At 71.5% G+C, this 15,312-nt stretch carries 15 protein-coding genes; 10 read left to right on the forward strand and 5 right to left on the reverse strand.

Going from position 1 to position 15,312, the window contains the following annotated elements:
• Positions 1–147: 147 nt before the first annotated feature.
• Entirely contained in the window at positions 148–1,608 is a 1,461-nt protein-coding gene (gene argG / locus O1R50_RS01865) for an argininosuccinate synthase (RefSeq protein WP_270108139.1), read from the forward strand.
• 51 nt (positions 1,609–1,659) lie between these two features.
• On the opposite strand, the gene O1R50_RS01870 is transcribed toward argG, so the two are convergent.
• Complete coding sequence (locus O1R50_RS01870) at positions 1,660–2,517, reverse strand: alpha/beta fold hydrolase (RefSeq protein ID WP_270108140.1); 858 nt, start codon at positions 2,515–2,517, stop codon at positions 1,660–1,662.
• A gap of 137 nt (positions 2,518–2,654) precedes the next feature.
• Between O1R50_RS01870 and O1R50_RS01875 the strand changes: the two genes are divergently transcribed.
• The 4 genes from O1R50_RS01875 to O1R50_RS01890 all read left to right on the forward strand — a co-directional run bounded on the left by O1R50_RS01875 (position 2,655) and on the right by O1R50_RS01890 (position 6,807).
• Positions 2,655–3,686, forward strand: a complete 1,032-nt coding sequence (locus tag O1R50_RS01875; protein ID WP_270108141.1) for a LacI family DNA-binding transcriptional regulator — start codon at positions 2,655–2,657, stop codon at positions 3,684–3,686.
• Positions 3,687–3,759: 73 nt separating this feature from the next.
• Positions 3,760–4,530 (forward strand): ThuA domain-containing protein, encoded by a 771-nt coding sequence (locus O1R50_RS01880; RefSeq protein ID WP_270108142.1) that lies wholly within the window; start codon positions 3,760–3,762, stop codon positions 4,528–4,530.
• Positions 4,527–5,648: a Gfo/Idh/MocA family protein gene (locus tag O1R50_RS01885; RefSeq protein ID WP_270108143.1), complete on the forward strand. Its 1,122-nt coding sequence runs from the start codon at positions 4,527–4,529 to the stop codon at positions 5,646–5,648. Before O1R50_RS01880 ends, O1R50_RS01885 begins: the two co-directional genes overlap by 4 nt.
• A 16-nt stretch (positions 5,649–5,664) precedes the next feature.
• Complete coding sequence (locus tag O1R50_RS01890; protein ID WP_408612578.1) at positions 5,665–6,807, forward strand: Gfo/Idh/MocA family protein; 1,143 nt, start codon at positions 5,665–5,667, stop codon at positions 6,805–6,807.
• Here O1R50_RS01890 and O1R50_RS01895 read toward each other — a convergent pair.
• On the reverse strand, positions 6,804–7,388 hold the full coding sequence (locus tag O1R50_RS01895) for a hypothetical protein (RefSeq protein WP_270108146.1): 585 nt from the start codon (positions 7,386–7,388) through the stop codon (positions 6,804–6,806). The genes O1R50_RS01890 and O1R50_RS01895 overlap by 4 nt on opposite strands.
• A 214-nt stretch (positions 7,389–7,602) precedes the next feature.
• On the opposite strand from O1R50_RS01895, the gene O1R50_RS01900 reads away from it, so the two are divergent.
• Positions 7,603–8,013: a YciI family protein gene (locus tag O1R50_RS01900; protein WP_270108147.1), complete on the forward strand. Its 411-nt coding sequence runs from the start codon at positions 7,603–7,605 to the stop codon at positions 8,011–8,013.
• Between the two features lie 41 nt (positions 8,014–8,054).
• Positions 8,055–9,209, forward strand: coding sequence for an RNA polymerase sigma factor (locus O1R50_RS01905; protein ID WP_408612579.1), 1,155 nt, complete (start codon positions 8,055–8,057; stop codon positions 9,207–9,209).
• 80 nt (positions 9,210–9,289) lie between these two features.
• Here O1R50_RS01905 and O1R50_RS01910 read toward each other — a convergent pair whose 3' ends face one another.
• Positions 9,290–10,012, reverse strand: a complete 723-nt coding sequence (locus O1R50_RS01910) for an SDR family NAD(P)-dependent oxidoreductase (protein ID WP_270108149.1) — start codon at positions 10,010–10,012, stop codon at positions 9,290–9,292.
• 99 nt (positions 10,013–10,111) lie between these two features.
• Here O1R50_RS01910 and O1R50_RS01915 point away from each other — a divergent pair, with 99 nt between their 5' ends.
• Both O1R50_RS01915 and O1R50_RS01920 read left to right on the forward strand, forming a co-directional pair.
• Complete coding sequence (locus O1R50_RS01915) at positions 10,112–10,978, forward strand: GNAT family N-acetyltransferase (protein ID WP_270108150.1); 867 nt, start codon at positions 10,112–10,114, stop codon at positions 10,976–10,978.
• Positions 10,979–11,149: 171 nt separating this feature from the next.
• Complete coding sequence (locus O1R50_RS01920; RefSeq protein ID WP_270108151.1) at positions 11,150–11,704, forward strand: GNAT family N-acetyltransferase; 555 nt, start codon at positions 11,150–11,152, stop codon at positions 11,702–11,704.
• A 10-nt stretch (positions 11,705–11,714) separates the two neighbouring features.
• On the opposite strand, the gene O1R50_RS01925 is transcribed toward O1R50_RS01920, so the two are convergent.
• Positions 11,715–12,986: a glycoside hydrolase family 27 protein gene (locus O1R50_RS01925; RefSeq protein WP_270108152.1), complete on the reverse strand. Its 1,272-nt coding sequence runs from the start codon at positions 12,984–12,986 to the stop codon at positions 11,715–11,717.
• An 89-nt stretch (positions 12,987–13,075) separates the two neighbouring features.
• Between O1R50_RS01925 and O1R50_RS01930 the strand changes: the two genes are divergently transcribed.
• Positions 13,076–13,900, forward strand: coding sequence for a helix-turn-helix domain-containing protein (locus O1R50_RS01930; protein ID WP_270108153.1), 825 nt, complete (start codon positions 13,076–13,078; stop codon positions 13,898–13,900).
• Between the two features lie 131 nt (positions 13,901–14,031).
• On the opposite strand, the gene O1R50_RS01935 is transcribed toward O1R50_RS01930, so the two are convergent.
• Positions 14,032–15,027, reverse strand: coding sequence for an alpha/beta fold hydrolase (locus O1R50_RS01935; RefSeq protein WP_270108154.1), 996 nt, complete (start codon positions 15,025–15,027; stop codon positions 14,032–14,034).
• Between the last annotated feature and the right edge of the window lie 285 nt (positions 15,028–15,312).

The following is a 15,312-nucleotide window of genomic DNA, read 5'->3' on the forward strand; positions in this document are numbered from 1 at the left end:
CTCGATCGCGAGGACGGCCCGCTTTCCGCTGCCCGGAAGTGAGGCTCGCCATGATCGCGCCGCGTCGATCCTGGTCGCGGCCGTTCACCTCAGACAGGGCCCGACCCCGGGTTGCATGAAAATTCAGCATCATGCATACTCATAACCATGTCTAAAGTTCTCTCCTCGCTCCCCGTCGGCGAACGCGTCGGCATCGCCTTCTCCGGTGGCCTGGACACCTCGGTGGCGGTCGCCTGGATGCGCGAGAAGGGCGCGGTGCCCTGCACGTACACCGCCGACATCGGCCAGTACGACGAGCCGCAGATCCACACCGTCCCCGGCCGGGCCGAGGCCTACGGCGCCGAGATCGCGCGGCTCGTCGACTGCAAGGCCGCGCTCGTCGAGGAGGGCCTGGCCGCCCTCGCCTGCGGCGCCTTCCACATCAAGTCCGGCGGGCGCACCTACTTCAACACCACCCCGCTCGGGCGGGCCGTGACCGGCACGCTGCTGGTGCGGGCCATGCTCGAGGACGACGTGCAGATCTGGGGCGACGGCTCCACCTACAAGGGCAACGACATCGAGCGGTTCTACCGCTACGGCCTGCTCGCCAACCCCTCGCTGCGGATCTACAAGCCGTGGCTCGACGCGGGCTTCGTGAGCGAGCTCGGCGGCCGGACCGAGATGTCCGAATGGCTCGCCGACCGGCGGCTCCCGTACCGGGACAGCACCGAGAAGGCCTACTCCACGGACGCCAACATCTGGGGCGCCACCCACGAGGCCAAGACCCTCGAGCACCTGGACACCGGCATGGAGATCGTCGAGCCCATCATGGGCGTGCGGCACTGGGACCCGGCCGTCGAGATCGAGACCGAGGACGTCACGATCGGCTTCGAGCAGGGCCGGCCGGTCACCATCAACGGCAAGGAGTTCGGCTCCGCCGTCGACCTGGTGCTGGAGGCCAACGCGATCGGCGGGCGGCACGGCCTGGGCATGTCCGACCAGATCGAGAACCGGATCATCGAGGCCAAGAGCCGGGGCATCTACGAGGCCCCCGGCATGGCGCTCCTGCACGCCGCCTACGAGCGGCTCGTGAACGCCATCCACAACGAGGACACCCTCGCGATCTACCACGCCGAAGGGCGGCGGCTCGGACGGCTGCTGTACGAGGGCCGGTGGCTCGACCCGCAGGCGCTCATGATCCGCGAATCGCTCCAGCGGTGGGTCGGCACCGCCGTCACCGGCGAGGTCACCCTGCGGCTGCGGCGCGGCGAGGACTACTCGATCATCGACACCTCCGGGCCCGCGTTCAGCTACCACCCGGACAAGCTCTCGATGGAGCGGACCGAGGACTCGGCGTTCGGCCCGAACGACCGGATCGGCCAGCTCACCATGCGGAACCTCGACATCGCCGACTCGCGGGCGAAGCTCGAGCAGTACGCCGGGATCGGCATGGTCGGCAGCGCGCACCCGACGATGATCGGCGCGGCCCAGGCCGCCTCGACCGGCCTGATCGGCGCGATGGACAAGGGCGGCGCGGTCGCGATCGCCTCGCGCGGCAGCGAAGCCACCGACGACGAGCCCCTCGACGCGCTGCTCGACCACGCCGCGATCGAGTTCGGCACCGACTAGAGCAAGCACGCGAGCGCCCCGGAGTCCTCGGACTCCGGGGCGCCGCTGCGTCTACGCCTCCAGGACTTCCCGGAGCGCGGCCGCGAACTCGTCGGGCTTGCCGGTCTGGCCGTACTCGCCGCCGAGGAAGCCGCCGTGGTCGCCGGGGAACGCGACGGTCGCGGTCCCCAGCTCCTCGGCGACGACCTGCGCGGCGCGGGCCGGGAGGATCTCGCCCGAGTCCGCGCCCACGGCGAGGACGATGCGGGTCGAGGCCGCCCGCAGCGCCGCGAAGTCGTGCCGGAAGGCGTTGCAGGAGATCATGTTCAGACCCAGCAGAGGGTCGTCGCGGTTGCCGTCGTCCTCGGTCGGCAGCCCGAAGGCGGCCGGGCCGGGCGCGGGCTGCTCCAGGTACGCCGCCGTGAACGGGCCCTGGTGGGAGACCAGGGCGATGAACTTCGCCATGGCCGGACCGAAACCGGAGGCCAGATAGGTGTCGCGGATGTCCTCGCAGGCCCTGAGGATCACCTCGCTGTCGGGCAGCTCGCTCGACGCCGGCGGCTCGTGGGCGACGAGGGTGCGGACCTGCTCGGGGTGCTTCGCCACCAGCGCGAGCGCGTTCACCGCGCCGCCGCTGCTGGCGAACAGGTCGACCGGTCCGCCGCCGACCGCGTCGATCAGGCGGCGCAGGTCGTCGGCGTGCTCTTCCACGGTGTTCTCGGCGGCGCCGTCGGTGCGGACGCTGCGCTCGGAGCCGCGCGGGTCGTAGGTGACCACGCGGCGGTCGGTGAAGTGGCCTGCGAGCGTGGCGAACCCAGGGGCGGCCATCGGCGAGCCGACGAGCAGCAGGGTCGGCTCGGCGCCGTCGCGCAGGTCGTAGTGCAGGACGGCGCCGGGGGCGTCGATGGTGTGGCTGTGCGGCTTGGTCATGGCGTCTCCTCGTTGCAGTGGGTGTCACCGGTACTGACGACAAGCGTCCGCCGAATTCATCGCCGGGTTTGACCCACGCTCATTTTTATGCTTAAAATCTTCGGCGGGCCGGAACGGACTCAGAGAGGAGGCGGCGGATGAGCGGCAAGACGCGCGGTGCCCGCAAGGCGAGCATGTCCGACGTCGCCGACCTCGCCGGGGTCTCCGCGATGACCGTCTCGAACGTCATCAACCGCCCCGAGATCGTCTCCGAGGTCACCCGCGAGAAGGTGCACGCCGCGATGCGCGAGCTGCGCTACCGCAACAACCTCGTCGCCCGGAGCCTGCGCCTCGCGCAGCCGCGGCAGATCGCCTACGTGCTGCCCGCCCAGGACGTCGGCGGCAACCAGTACATGGACGCGTTCGTCCACGACCTCGCCGCGAGCTGCCAGGCCCTCGACCGCAACCTCACCCTCGTCGCCCAGCAGGGCACCGAAGCGCTCATGTCCGCCTGCGAGGACCTCTACTTCGGGCAGTCCGCGGCCGGGTTCGTCATCTCCAATCTGGGACCCGAGGACCCCCGGCCGGTCGGCCTGCGCAAGCGGGGCATCCCGTTCGCCGCGTACGGCCGCACCGCCGAGGCGTTCACGAGCCCGTGGAGCTGGGTCGAGGCCGATGCGGCGACGGGCATCGCGATGGCCGTCGACCACGTCGCCGACCGCGGGCACCGCGAACTGGCGTTCGTCGGCGCCGACCAGGGGATCGTCACCATGGTGCAGCGCGAGATCGGCTACCGGGAGGCCTGCGGGCGCCGCGGCCTCACCGGGTCGCTCGCGCCAGGCCGGATCGTCGCATGCGGCCGCGACCTGGAGACGGGCGTCCGCGTCGCCGCGGCGCTCCTCGATGCGCCCGAGCCGCCCACGGCCGTCATCTGCGTCTCCGACCCCCTCGCGGCCGGCGCCGTCATCACGCTCCAGAGCCGCGGGCTCGAGCCGGGCAAGGACGTGGCCGTCACCGGCTACGACGACACGACGCTCACCTCGTTCGGCACCGTCGGCATCTCCTCGGTCCGCCAGCCCTCGGCGGCCATCGCCGCAGAGCTGGTGCGCCTCGTGGTCGAGCAGCCCGAGGAACCCGAGCACCTGCTGCTGCCGCCCGCGCTTATCGAACGGTCCAGCACCGACCGATGATCTGATGAATCGCGAAGGCGCCCAACGATTTTTAAGCTCACAATGTGCGAAACCACCAAAGGAGACACACCGCATGTCCAATGAACCGATCCGAGTCGTCGTCTGGGGCGAGAACCGCCACGAGCAGGTCGAGGCCTCCGTGGCCGAGCGCTACCCCGACGGCATGCACGGCGCCATCGCCAAGGGCGTCGGCGAATGGCTGGGCGAGAAGGCCCACATCACGACCCACACTCTCGACGAGCCCGAGCACGGCCTGACCTCCGATGTACTGGACGCCACGGACGTCCTCATCTGGTGGGGCCACGCCGCCCACGGCGAGGTCGCCGACGAGATCGTCGACCGCGTGCACCGCCACGTCCTCGCAGGCATGGGCCTCATCGTGCTCCACTCCGGGCACTGGTCCAAGATCTTCACCAAGCTCATGGGCACCACCTGCACGCTGCGCTGGCGCAGCGAGCACGACCGCGAACTGGTGTGGACCGTCAACCCGCAGCACCCCATCGCGCGCGGCATCCCGAACCCGATCGTCATCCCCGAGCAGGAGATGTACGGCGAGTACTTCGACGTGCCCACCCCGGACGAGCTCATCTTCATCTCGGGCTTCACCGGCGGCGAGGTCTTCCGCAGCGGCATGACCTACCGCCGCGGCTTCGGCCGGATCTTCTACTTCAGCCCCGGTGACCAGGACTTCCCGGTCTACCACCACCCGGACGTGAACCACGTGATCGCCAACGGCATCGAATGGGCCCGCCCGGACCGCGAGCGCGAGACGCCGACGCTGCTGCGCTACGACACCGACGACTTCTTCAACGGCCAGGGCTACCGAGGGGCATTCGAGCGATGAGCTTCAGCACCATCGAATCCGAAGGGCCCCTTCGCCTCATCGTCGTCGGCGCGGGCGGCATGGGCGGGGCTTGGGCCCGGAACATCGCCGCCAGCCCCGACGCGGTGCTCGTCGGGATCGCCGACCTCTACCCGGAGTCCGCCGCGTCGCTCGCCGCCGCGACCGGCATCGAGGGCCTCGCCACCGGCACCGACGCGATCGAACTGGCGAAGCGCACCGGTGCCGACGCGATCGTGAACGCCACCATTCCCGAAGCGCACCACCCGGTCACGATCGCCGCGCTCAACGCGGGCTTCCCCGTGCTGGGGGAGAAGCCGGTCGCCTCGACCGTGGCCGAAGGCCTGTCGCTCGCGGCCGCCGCCCAGCTCACCGGGCAGCTGTTCATGGTCAGCCAGAACCGCCGCTACCACCCGGCGCTCCACCAGGCCAAGCAGCGGCTCACCGGGCTCGGCGCGGTCGGGATCGTCTCCGTCGACTTCTTCCAGTCGCCGCACTTCGGCGGCTTCCGCGACGAGATGGCCAGCCCGCTCCTGCTCGACATGGCCATCCACCAGTTCGACATGGCCCGCTACCTCCTCGACGCCGACCCCGTCTCGGTCTCCTGCGAGGAGTACAACCCGGCCTGGAGCTGGTACCGGGGCGACGCGGCCGCGAACGCGGTCTTCGCCATGGAAGGCGGCGCCCGGTTCACGTTCAACGGGTCCTGGTGCAGCCCCGGTCACGAGACCTCCTGGAACGGCTCGTGGCGGGTCTCGGCCGAGCGCGGCTCGGTCCTGTGGAACGGCGAGGACGACCCGGTCGCCGCCCCGGACGAGCCGTTCGAGCCCGGCGAGGACCTCGGCCGGGACATCGGGGGTTCCCTGCGGCAGTTCGTCGCCGCGCTGCGGCACGGACTGGAACCGATGGGGCGTGTGCACGCGAACATCATGAGCCTCGCTATGGTCGAGGCCGCGACGCAGAGTGCGGCACAGGGGTCGCGGGTCGCGATCGACGACGTGCTCGACCGCTCCTACGCCTCTGCGCTCGCGACCGAGCGCGACCCGGAGGTGCTCGCCGTACTGAAATCGTGGCCTTCCGTCCGGGAGGCCCTGAGCTCTAAGAGGAGCGACAGTGAGTGAATCCCTCAACGTCGGCATGGTCGGCTACGCCTTCATGGGCGCGGCCCACTCGCACGCGTGGCGCACCGCGCCGCGCTTCTTCGACCTGCCGCTCGCCCCGCGCATGACCGCGCTCGCCGGGCGCGACCCCGAGCGGGTCGCGGCCGCCGCGACGAAGCTCGGCTGGGACTCCAGCGAGACCGACTGGCGTCGTCTGATCGAGCGGGACGACATCGACCTCATCGACATCTGCGTCCCCGGGAACCTGCACGCCGAGATCGCGATCGCCGCGCTCGAGGCGGGCAAGCACGTGCTGTGCGAGAAGCCCCTGGCGAACTCGGTCGAGGAGGCCGAGCGGATGACGGCGGCCGCCGAGGCGGCGAAAGCCGAAGGCGTGTACGCGATGTGCGGCTTCTCCTACCGCCGTACGCCCGCGCTCGCGCTCGCGAAGCGCCTGGTCGAATCGGGCGCGCTCGGATCGATCCGGCACGTGCGCGCGCAGTACCTCCAGGACTGGCTGACCGACGAGAACGCGCCGCTGACCTGGCGTCTGGACAAGTCGCTGTCCGGTTCGGGCTCGCTGGGCGACATCGGCGCGCACATCATCGACGCCGCGCAGTGGGTCGCCGGATCGAACATCACGGGTGTCTCGGCGATCCTGGAGACCTTCGTCAAGGAGCGGCCCGTCGGCGGCGACTTCGTGGGCCTGGGCGGCGTCGGCGGCGCCGACGGCCCCAAGGGCCCGGTCACCGTGGACGACGCCGCGATGTTCACCGCGCGCTTCGACGACGGAGCGGTGGGCGTCTTCGAGGCCACCCGCTTCGCGCTGGGCCGCAAGAACGCGATGCGCGTGGAGCTCAACGGCACCAAGGCGTCCCTCGCGTTCGACTTCGAGGACATGAACTCGCTGTGGTTCTACGACGCGAGCGAGGAGCCCAACGCGGGCTTCCGCCGCATCCAGGTCACCGAGCCCGAGCACCCGTACACGGGCAACTGGTGGCCGGTCGGGCACGGCCTCGGCTACGAGCACGCCTTCACCCACCAGGTCGTGGACCTCGTGGGCGCCATCGCGAACGGCGAGCAGCCCACGCCCTCGTTCGCCGACGCGCTGCGCGTGCAGCGGGTCCTGGCCGCGGTCGAGGCGAGCGCCGCGGACGAGAGCCGCTGGACCGCCATCTAGAACGCAAGAAGAAGGCCCGGCCGGGTTCCCGGCCGGGCCTTCGCCGTCGCCAGCAGCGGGTGCGGCGGGCGAGCCACCCGGCCATGGCGCGGACGCCGAGGCCGATCGCCGCTTCGTCGGGCTCGAACGCGCCGAAGTGCGGGTACGAGTGGCGATGTCCGTGCCGGGGGCGCGGACGCCGACGTACGTGAAGGTGCCCGGAACGCGATCGACGAACAGCGCGAAGTCCTCACCGCTGAAGGGGCCACGGCGTAGAGCTCCGTGGCCGCATCGCCGCCGATCTCGCGGAGCAGGTGCGCCTGCAGCTCGCGGGACTCCTCCTCCAGGCAGACCAAGGCCGGGAACGGATCGGCCGGGAAGTTCACGGCCCCATAGAGTTCGGCGATCGCCCCGACCTCGGCGCGGTCGGCGGTCGCGCCGTTCGCGACACGGGCGCGCATCGCCACGAACTCGGCGAGCGGCCCGTCCTCGATCTGCAGCTGCGCCACCAGCTCCTCCAGCTGCGCGGAGTCGGCCGGCGTCGCCACCGTCGCGAGACCGTTGACCTCGGCCGCGAGCGCCGCGATCATGAAGCGGGACATGGCGTTTCCTTCGTTCCTGGAGCGGTGCTGTCCGCTTGGATTCTTCGCAATGAGGCCGTTCGGCGCAGTCAGGACAGCCCCCGGATTCCGGCTGCGGCAGCCCCCCCGAAAAGAAATCCGGAAAATGTCCTCCCGGGATGTCGAGAACCGGTGGACGGCTCCGTCCTAGGGTTGTCAGCGGCGAACGAGCCGCCCGAAACGAAGGAGGGCCGTCATGGCCAAGTACCTGTTGCTCAAGCACTACCGCGGCGGACCGAAGCAGCACGCCAACGCCGAAGCGCCGATGGAGGACTGGACTCCCGAGGAGATCACCGCGCACATCCAGTTCATGGGCGACATGATCGAGGACCTGAAGGAGCGCGGCGAGTTCGTCGACGCGCAGGCGCTCGCCCCGCAAGGCGAGTTCGTCCGCTACGACGGCGACGGGAGGCCTCCGGTCACCGACGGCCCGTTCGCCGAGACCAAGGACCTCATCGCCGGGTGGATGGTCATCGACGTCGAATCCAAGGAGCGCGCCTACGAGGCCGCCGCCTACCTCTCCTCCGCGCCCGGGAAGGACGGCCTGCCGCTTCACGAATGGCTCGAGGTGCGGCCGTTCCTCACCGAGCCGCCGGTGGTGGAATAAGCACAGTCGAGTAAGCACGGCCGAGGAATACCTGTCAGATGATCGACGATCACCTGCTGCGGGATCTCACCCCGCAAGTGCTGGGCGTCCTCGTCCGCCGCGGAGCCGACTTCGCGGCGGCCGAGGACGCCGTCCAGGACGCGCTCGCCGAAGCGGTGCGGCGCTGGGACGGCGAGGCGCCCGACGAGCCCAAGGCCTGGCTGGTGACCGGGGCCTGGCGCAAGTTCCTGGACGCGCGCCGCTCGGCGTCCGCCAGGGTCATGCGCGAGGTCGCGGCGCACCGAGAACCGGCCCCGGGCCCGGCCGAGCAGGCGGACGACACGCTCCTGCTGCTCAGCCGCTGCTGCCACCCGGCGCTCTCGCCCGCGTCGGCCATCGCGCTGACGCTCCGCGCGGTCGGCGGCCTGACCACCGCCCAGATCGCCCGCGCGTTCCTCGTCCCCGAATCGACCATGGCGCAGCGCATCTCGCGCGCGAAGCGGACGCTCGCGGGGGAGCGGTTCGAGCGGCTCGGCGATGCGCGAACCGTGCTCCGCGTCCTGTACCTGATGTTCGACCAGGGCTTCGCCGACGACCGGACGGGCGGCGACCTCTCCGCAGAGGCGATCCGCCTGACCCGGCAGCTCGTCGCCTCGGTGCCGCGGGACCCGGAAGCGGCGGGCCTGCTCGCGCTCATGCTCCTGCACCACGCCCGCCGCCCGGCCCGCCGCGACGACTCGGGCCGGGTCGTGCCGCTCGCCGAACAGGACCGCTCCCTCTGGGACGAGGCGATGATCGCCGAGGGCGTCGACCTGCTCCAGCACGCGCTGGCGATGGACCGGGTCGGCGAATACCAGGCGCAGGCCGCGATCGCCGCGCTCCACGACGACGCGGCCTCGGCCGAAACGACCGACTGGCCGCAGATCCTCGAGTGGTACGACGAACTCGCGCGCCTCACCCCGGACAGCCCGGTCGTGGCGCTCAACCGGGCGGTCGCGGTCGGGCACGTGGACGGCCCGCTCGCGGGGCTCCGCCTGGTCGAAGCGCTCGACCCCGGCCTGCCGCGCCGCGACGCCGTGGCCGCGTACCTGCACGAGCGGGCCGGCAACCGGGCCGAGGCGGCCCGGCTCTACAAGGCGGCGGCGCAGGCCACGGTGATCGAGGCCGAGCACACCCATCTGCTGCAGCAGGCCGCCCGGCTCAACCGGGACCGGTGACCCGGCCGCAGCGGGACACGCAGCGGCTCCGCTTGGGCGCCTTCGGGTCCGATCCTTGCGCCTCGGGCACGCGCCGATCGTCAACCCAGCTCGACCCCGGTGTGGGCCTCGAGCCGCCCGATCAGCTCGTGCTGGAAATCCGGGTCCGAGGCCGCCGGGTGGGAGCGGCTGATGCGGCCGTGATGCCAGTAGCCGCCGGTGCGCGGCACGATCGCCTCGTCGGGCGCCGCGGCCAGCCACTCCTGCGTCCGGTGCCCCTCCTCGAGGTCGCCGGGCGCGCCCGGGCCGCCCATGCGGGTCGGGACCCAGCCGGGGTCGACCACGTGCGCCACCGTGTCGGCCCAGCGGCGCGCGACCGCGAACGCCAGGGTCGTCTCGTACAGCTTCGAGTCCTCGTACGCCCCGGGGCGGGCCCGCGTCTCGGCGAAGTCGATCGCGTCCAGGTCCGTGGAGCCGTCGAGGTGGTAGCCGCTGCTCAGGTAGATCAGCCTGCGCGGCTTGGACATCGCGGCGGTGAGCAGGTAGGGCGCGACCGTGTTCACCTGCAGCGCACCGGGGTCGCGGTAGACCCCGGCGTTGTGGATCACCGCGTCGAAGCGCCCGAACGCGTCGGCCTGCTCGGCGACCGCGAGCGTCTCGTCCATTCGGGACAGGTCGCCGTGGACGAACCCGTGCGGCGCGAGATCCGGAACCCGGTCGGGGCTGCGCGTGTGGACGACGACCGCATGGCCCTCCTCGGTCAGCGTCCGCGCGGCGGCCAGACCGAGCCCGGTCGAGGCTCCGGTGATCAGGATGAGCGCCATCGGCGTCCTTTCGTCGAATGCCTGCGGGGCCGAAGATACCCGCGGCGGGTGCCCGATAACCGGTTGCGGAGGACCGGCGCGCTGGGGTGTGATCCGGCCATGGATTTCGAACTGCGCGTCCCCGGCATCGACGAACTCGGCGAAGCGGTCGCGGCGCTCCGGGAATGGCAGTCCGACGACGCCCCGATGCAGCTGCATCCGGGCGACCTCGGCTGGTTCTGGCGATTCGGCGGTGAAGCGACCGCCGCAGCGGTCCGGACCTGGAACCAGGACGGACGGGTGCTCGCCGTCGGGCTGCTCGACGGCCCCGACGTGCTGCGGGTGACAACCGCACCGCAGTTCCTGCACGATGCGGGGCTCGCCCGGCGGATGGCCGCCGACATCGCCGATCCCGAGCGCGGCGTCCTCCCCGCGGGCAAGGTGAACGTCGAGGTTCCGAACGGCGCGGCCCTCCACGAGCACCTCGCCGAGATCGGTTGGGGCACTGACGAAGCGTGGACGCCGCTGCAGCGCGACCTCGCGGACCCGGTGGAGGACCCGGGCCTGCGGATCGGAGTGGCCGGGCCGGAACTGGCCGACCTGCGGGCCGCCGTGCATCGCTCCGCCTTCGAGGGCTCGGCCTTCTCCGAGGCGCGCTGGCACGCGATGGCGGCCGGTTCGCCGTACGCCGACGCCCGGTGCCTGCTCGGGTTCGACGAGGCCGCGAACGCCGTCGCCGCCGTGACGGTGTGGTCGGCCGGGCCCGGGCGCCCTGGGCTCATCGAGCCCATGGGCGTCCACAAGGACCACCGCGGTCGCGGCTACGGCAAGGCGATCTGCGTCGCCGCAGCGGCCGCGCTCCGGGAGCTCGGCTCCTCCGGCGCGATCGTCTGCACCCCGAGCTCCCTGGCCGGCGCCGTCGCCACTTACGCGTCCGCCGGATTCCGGCACCTCTCCGAGCGCCTCGACCGGCACCGAGAGGCGTGACCCGTCCCGGCGCGATCCGCGCCGTGGCCGAACGGCGGGGCAACGCGGCGGCACGCAGCGCCGCGGCCTCGCTCGGGCACGGCGGCCGTGAAGCAGCACCCGGACGGGGCCGCGCACGATCCACATGTGAGAGCATGTCGTCTGTTGCGGCGCGGTCGATTCGGAGGACGCATGTTCAAGACTTCCCTGGGCGAAGGCGCGGAACTGCGCCCCCTGCAGGCGGATTCGGCCGAGGAGTTCCTGGCCCACATCGACCGCGGACGCGAGTTCATCGGACGCCACGTCGCCCTCGCGGACACCGTCGCCGACCTCGATGCGGCCCGGAGGATCCTCGAGACCTACGAGCAGAAGGCCGCCGCGGACACCGGGCGAATCTGGGGCATCTGGGTCGACGGCACCCTCGTCGGCGGCGTCCTCTTCCGCGCCATGGACTTCCGGATGGAGACCGCCGAGGCCGGCTGCTGGCTCGAGCCCGCCGCCGTCGGCAAGGGCCTCGTGACCCGCGCGGTCACCGTGATCATCGACTGGGCGATCGAGGTCCGCGGCATCCACCGCGTCGACTGGTGGGCCTCGACCCGCAACGCCCCCAGCATCGCCGTCGCCAAGCGCCTCGGCATGACCAGGGAAGGCGTCGCGCGCGAGGCCTACCTCCACCGCGGCGTCCGCCACGACATGGAGATCTGGTCGGTCCTCGCCCCGGAATGGCGCGCCGCCCGCGACGCCTGACCCGGTGCGGCTACTCCAGTCGCAGCAGCCGGGCGCCGTGCGCCGGTACCCTGACGCGGACCCGGCCGTCCTCGATCGGGACGTCGGCGCCCTCCCACAGGTCGCGGACGCGAGTGCGTTGCGTGCAGCCGAGATCGGCCAAGTGGACCTCGAGGTCGGCCGGGTCGTCGCCGAGCCAGAACACCGCGCACGCCTCGGCGTCCTCGAGCTCGGCCTTCCAGATGACCAGCGAGTGGTCGCGGACGATCTCGCGGCTGCTGCGGCTCTCGAGCAGCGCGAGGACCTCGGGATTGCGCAGCAGTTCGAGCGTGTCGGACGGAGTGTCCGGGAGGTGCCCGCCGAACATCAGCGGCGACCGCATCATGCACCAGAGCGTGAGCATCGTGCGCTGCTCCTCGAACGTCAACCGCGACAACCGGTCCTCGCCGACGTGCGCGTGGATGCCGATGCGCCCGAGCGGCAGCATGTCGGCGTCGCCCCAGGCTCCCGGAACCTGATACGGCGCCCAGCGGGCCGCGCGCTGGAACATCTCCAGCAGCGCGCTCCAGTCGTCCCAGAGGTCGTCGGAGATGCGCCACATCTCCGCGTGCTCCCGAAGCGCGTCAAGGTGTGCGAACGACAGCGCCTTCCCCGGCGAGAGGCTCAGCACGATCGGGCGCCCGCACTTGTCGATCGCGCGCGAGTACGCGGCGATCTCGACGCTCTGCGTCGGCGGGTGGAGGACGTCGTCGAGCTTCACGAAGTCGACGCCCCATTCGGCGAACTGCGCGACCTGGGAGTCGTAATACGCCTGCGCGCCGGGCGCCGAATGATCGATCCCGAAGTTGTCCGGATTCCAGGTGCACGCGTTGTCGCGGTCCGCGATCTTCGACGCGGTCGTGTCGCCCCCGAGGACCGGGAGGTCGAGTTCGACCGCCTTCTTCGGGATGCCCCGCATCATGTGGACGCCGAACCGCAGGCCCAGCGCGTGAACGCGGTCGGCCAGCGCCTTGAACGACCCGTCCGATGCCGAGGGGAACCGGTTCGGCGCCGGGAGCTGCCGTCCCCACGCGTCGAGCACGGGGTCGGAGACCGCGTTGTAGTGGTGTTCGCCCGGGTTCGGTTCGTACCACTGGATGTCGACCACGATCGTGTCCCATCCGAACGGCTTGAGCTCGGCGGCCATGAACTCGGCGTTGGCGAGGACCAGGTCCTCGGTCACCGAGCTGCCGAAGCAGTCCCAGCTGTTCCAGCCCATGGGCGGACGTTTCGCGGCGTGCTTCCTGGCAGATGTCGACGTCATGTAGTCAACGTAGCCGTGATGGAGCGAACGCGAATCCTGCCCGCTTGGTCGTTCCTCCGGGATCCTTTGTTCGGCTAGCATCGCCCCTCGTGAAGTACGAAGCGGTGGTGGAGCTCGCGCCCCCGGGGATCTGGGTCGCCCAGGGGACCGCCCCGGCGATGGCCCGCGCCCACAGCCACGACGACATCGAGTTGAACGTCGTCACCAGGGGCGCCATCGAGTACCTGATGGGCGAGCGGCGCGTCCGCGTCGAGCAGGGCCAGTCGGCCGTCTTCTGGGCGAGTCTGCCGCACCGGCTGCTCGCGCCTCCGGGGGAGCCCGCCGAGGTCTGCTGGGCGCACGTCCCGCTCTCCACGGTGCTGACCTGGGACCTGCCCGCGGCCGACCTGCGCTCCCTCCTCGAGGGCCGGCCGGCCCTCGCGACCGTGCCGTCCGATGTGGATGCTTCCAGCGTCTGGCGGCGCTGGGGATCGGACTTCGCGGGCCGAGACGCGGATGCCGCCCTCCTGGAGGTGCAGGCCTTCATGCGCCGGACCCTGCGCGCCGCGCGGATGCAGCCGTCGGACACCGGACCGACCTCGCGCCCGCTCGAGATGGCGGCGTTCGTCATGGAGCGGTTCCGTGATCCGATCACCGCGGCGGACGTCGCGGCCGTGGCCCATCTGAACACTGAGTACGCCATGACGTTGTTCCGTAAGGCCTGGAGCATGACGATCGGCGACTTCCTGCTGCGCCGGCGCGTGGCCGAGGCCCAGCGCCTCCTCGCCACCACCGAGCTCGACTGCTCCGCGGTCGGCTACGCGGCCGGTTTCGGCTCGGGCAGCAACTTCTACGCCCAGTTCGCCAAGCTCGTCGGCACCAGCCCCGGCCAATACCGGGCCGCACTGCGGAGCGTTGAAGACGAGTCCGCTTGAAGGGCAGCGCCGTTGGAGCCGGTCGTTCCGGTGACGCCTCGTCCCGCCGCTGCGTGAGGTGCGCGCTTTCAGCGGTGTCGCCCGCCAAGGCGATAGCGGCTCTGCAGCCTCGCGAGAGGCCGGAGTCCTACTTAAGCGGTGGCGAGGAAGTCCAGGAGTTCGCGGCAGAGGATCGATCGGGTGCCGACACCGGTGAGCATGGCGACGTGCCCGCCGGGGCACCTCACGACTCGGGGCGGGCGGCGCAGGAGGTCGACGAGGGCGAGGCTCGCCGGTGGCGGCACGATGTGGTCGGTCGCGGCGACCGCGAGCAGGACCGGCACCTCGAGGCTTTCGAGGCGTGCCGGCCGGCCGTGCACCAGCCACCTTCCGCCGCTGAGAGCATTGCCGCGGGCGTAGTCGACGAGGTCGAACAGCAGCGCACCCGGAAAGGGCGTGTGCTCCCAGACCCACCGGGACAGCGGTCCCGCCACGGCTCGCCAGTTTCGGTTCCGCCGCCGTCGCCAGACCTGGCGGGCCGCGCGCAGTGCGATGGGGTGCAGCCAGTGGAAGCTCTCCCGGATCAGCGGGGCGGGCACCAGACCGTGACCGTCGAGGGCGAACACCGGGGGCAGCCGCAGTGAGCGGAGGATCCCGTCCAGGCGGCCGTCGACCGCCGTGTCGACCGACGGGGCGATCGCGGTGAGGGAGGCCAACCCGGTATCGCCGAGAGCCGCGTGCGTGCTCAGCGCCAGCGTGCCGCCCAGGCAGTACCCGACCAGATGCACCCGGGGCCGCCCGGTGCGGTCCCGGACCACCTGCTCGGCGAGCATCAGGGTGGCGGCGTAGTCGTCGAACCCGCGTCCGGCCTCGGCGGGCCCGGGGATGCCCCAGTCGAGCAGGTACACGTCGTGGCCCGCCGCGAGCAGCGCCGCGATGAGGCTGCGGCCCGGCGCCAGGTCGAGCACCCAGGAGCGGGTGACCAGCGAATGCACCATGAGGACGGGCGTCCCGGAGGCGCGGTCGCCGCTCGTGTATCGCTGGAGTGTCGCTGGACCGGATCGCCACATGACCGACGACGGTGTCGCCGGGACGCCCGACCGGTGCAGCCCCGCGGCGATGTCGACCACGTGCGGCCAACCGGCCACCGCCGCGAGCATTCGTGCGCCACCGGCTCGCAACGATCGACCCGTTCGCACGATCCGGTTGGCCCGCAGCAGACTCCGGTCGGTCGATACCAGGCGCCGCCAGTGATCACCGGGCCGGACGGTCATCGACGGGCCTGGATCGGGACACGCGGCGAGCGGCGGTCAATCGTTCTCACGCGGCAACGGTATCGGGCCTCGTCTATCGGTGATCGCTTCTCCCGCCGGCGAAGTCGGAGCCAGCCCACCCGCGGCCCCGCGCACGTCGGATTGAGATGGGAGCGCGAA

Source organism: Glycomyces luteolus, assembly GCF_027622875.1.
Taxonomy (GTDB): domain Bacteria; phylum Actinomycetota; class Actinomycetes; order Mycobacteriales; family Micromonosporaceae; genus Glycomyces; species Glycomyces luteolus.

Excerpts from the sequence above, each read along its gene's own strand:
- argG (WP_270108139.1), top strand. The coding sequence starts at position 148 with ATGTCTAAAGTTCTCTCCTCGCTCCCCGTCGGCGAACGCGTCGGCATC.
- O1R50_RS01870 (WP_270108140.1), bottom strand. The coding sequence starts at position 2,517 with ATGACCAAGCCGCACAGCCACACCATCGACGCCCCCGGCGCCGTCCTG.
- O1R50_RS01875 (WP_270108141.1), top strand. The coding sequence starts at position 2,655 with ATGAGCGGCAAGACGCGCGGTGCCCGCAAGGCGAGCATGTCCGACGTC.
- O1R50_RS01880 (WP_270108142.1), top strand. The coding sequence starts at position 3,760 with ATGTCCAATGAACCGATCCGAGTCGTCGTCTGGGGCGAGAACCGCCAC.
- O1R50_RS01885 (WP_270108143.1), top strand. The coding sequence starts at position 4,527 with ATGAGCTTCAGCACCATCGAATCCGAAGGGCCCCTTCGCCTCATCGTC.
- O1R50_RS01890 (WP_408612578.1), top strand. The coding sequence starts at position 5,665 with ATGGTCGGCTACGCCTTCATGGGCGCGGCCCACTCGCACGCGTGGCGC.
- O1R50_RS01895 (WP_270108146.1), bottom strand. The coding sequence starts at position 7,388 with ATGTCCCGCTTCATGATCGCGGCGCTCGCGGCCGAGGTCAACGGTCTC.
- O1R50_RS01900 (WP_270108147.1), top strand. The coding sequence starts at position 7,603 with ATGGCCAAGTACCTGTTGCTCAAGCACTACCGCGGCGGACCGAAGCAG.
- O1R50_RS01910 (WP_270108149.1), bottom strand. The coding sequence starts at position 10,012 with ATGGCGCTCATCCTGATCACCGGAGCCTCGACCGGGCTCGGTCTGGCC.
- O1R50_RS01915 (WP_270108150.1), top strand. The coding sequence starts at position 10,112 with ATGGATTTCGAACTGCGCGTCCCCGGCATCGACGAACTCGGCGAAGCG.
- O1R50_RS01920 (WP_270108151.1), top strand. The coding sequence starts at position 11,150 with ATGTTCAAGACTTCCCTGGGCGAAGGCGCGGAACTGCGCCCCCTGCAG.
- O1R50_RS01925 (WP_270108152.1), bottom strand. The coding sequence starts at position 12,986 with ATGACGTCGACATCTGCCAGGAAGCACGCCGCGAAACGTCCGCCCATG.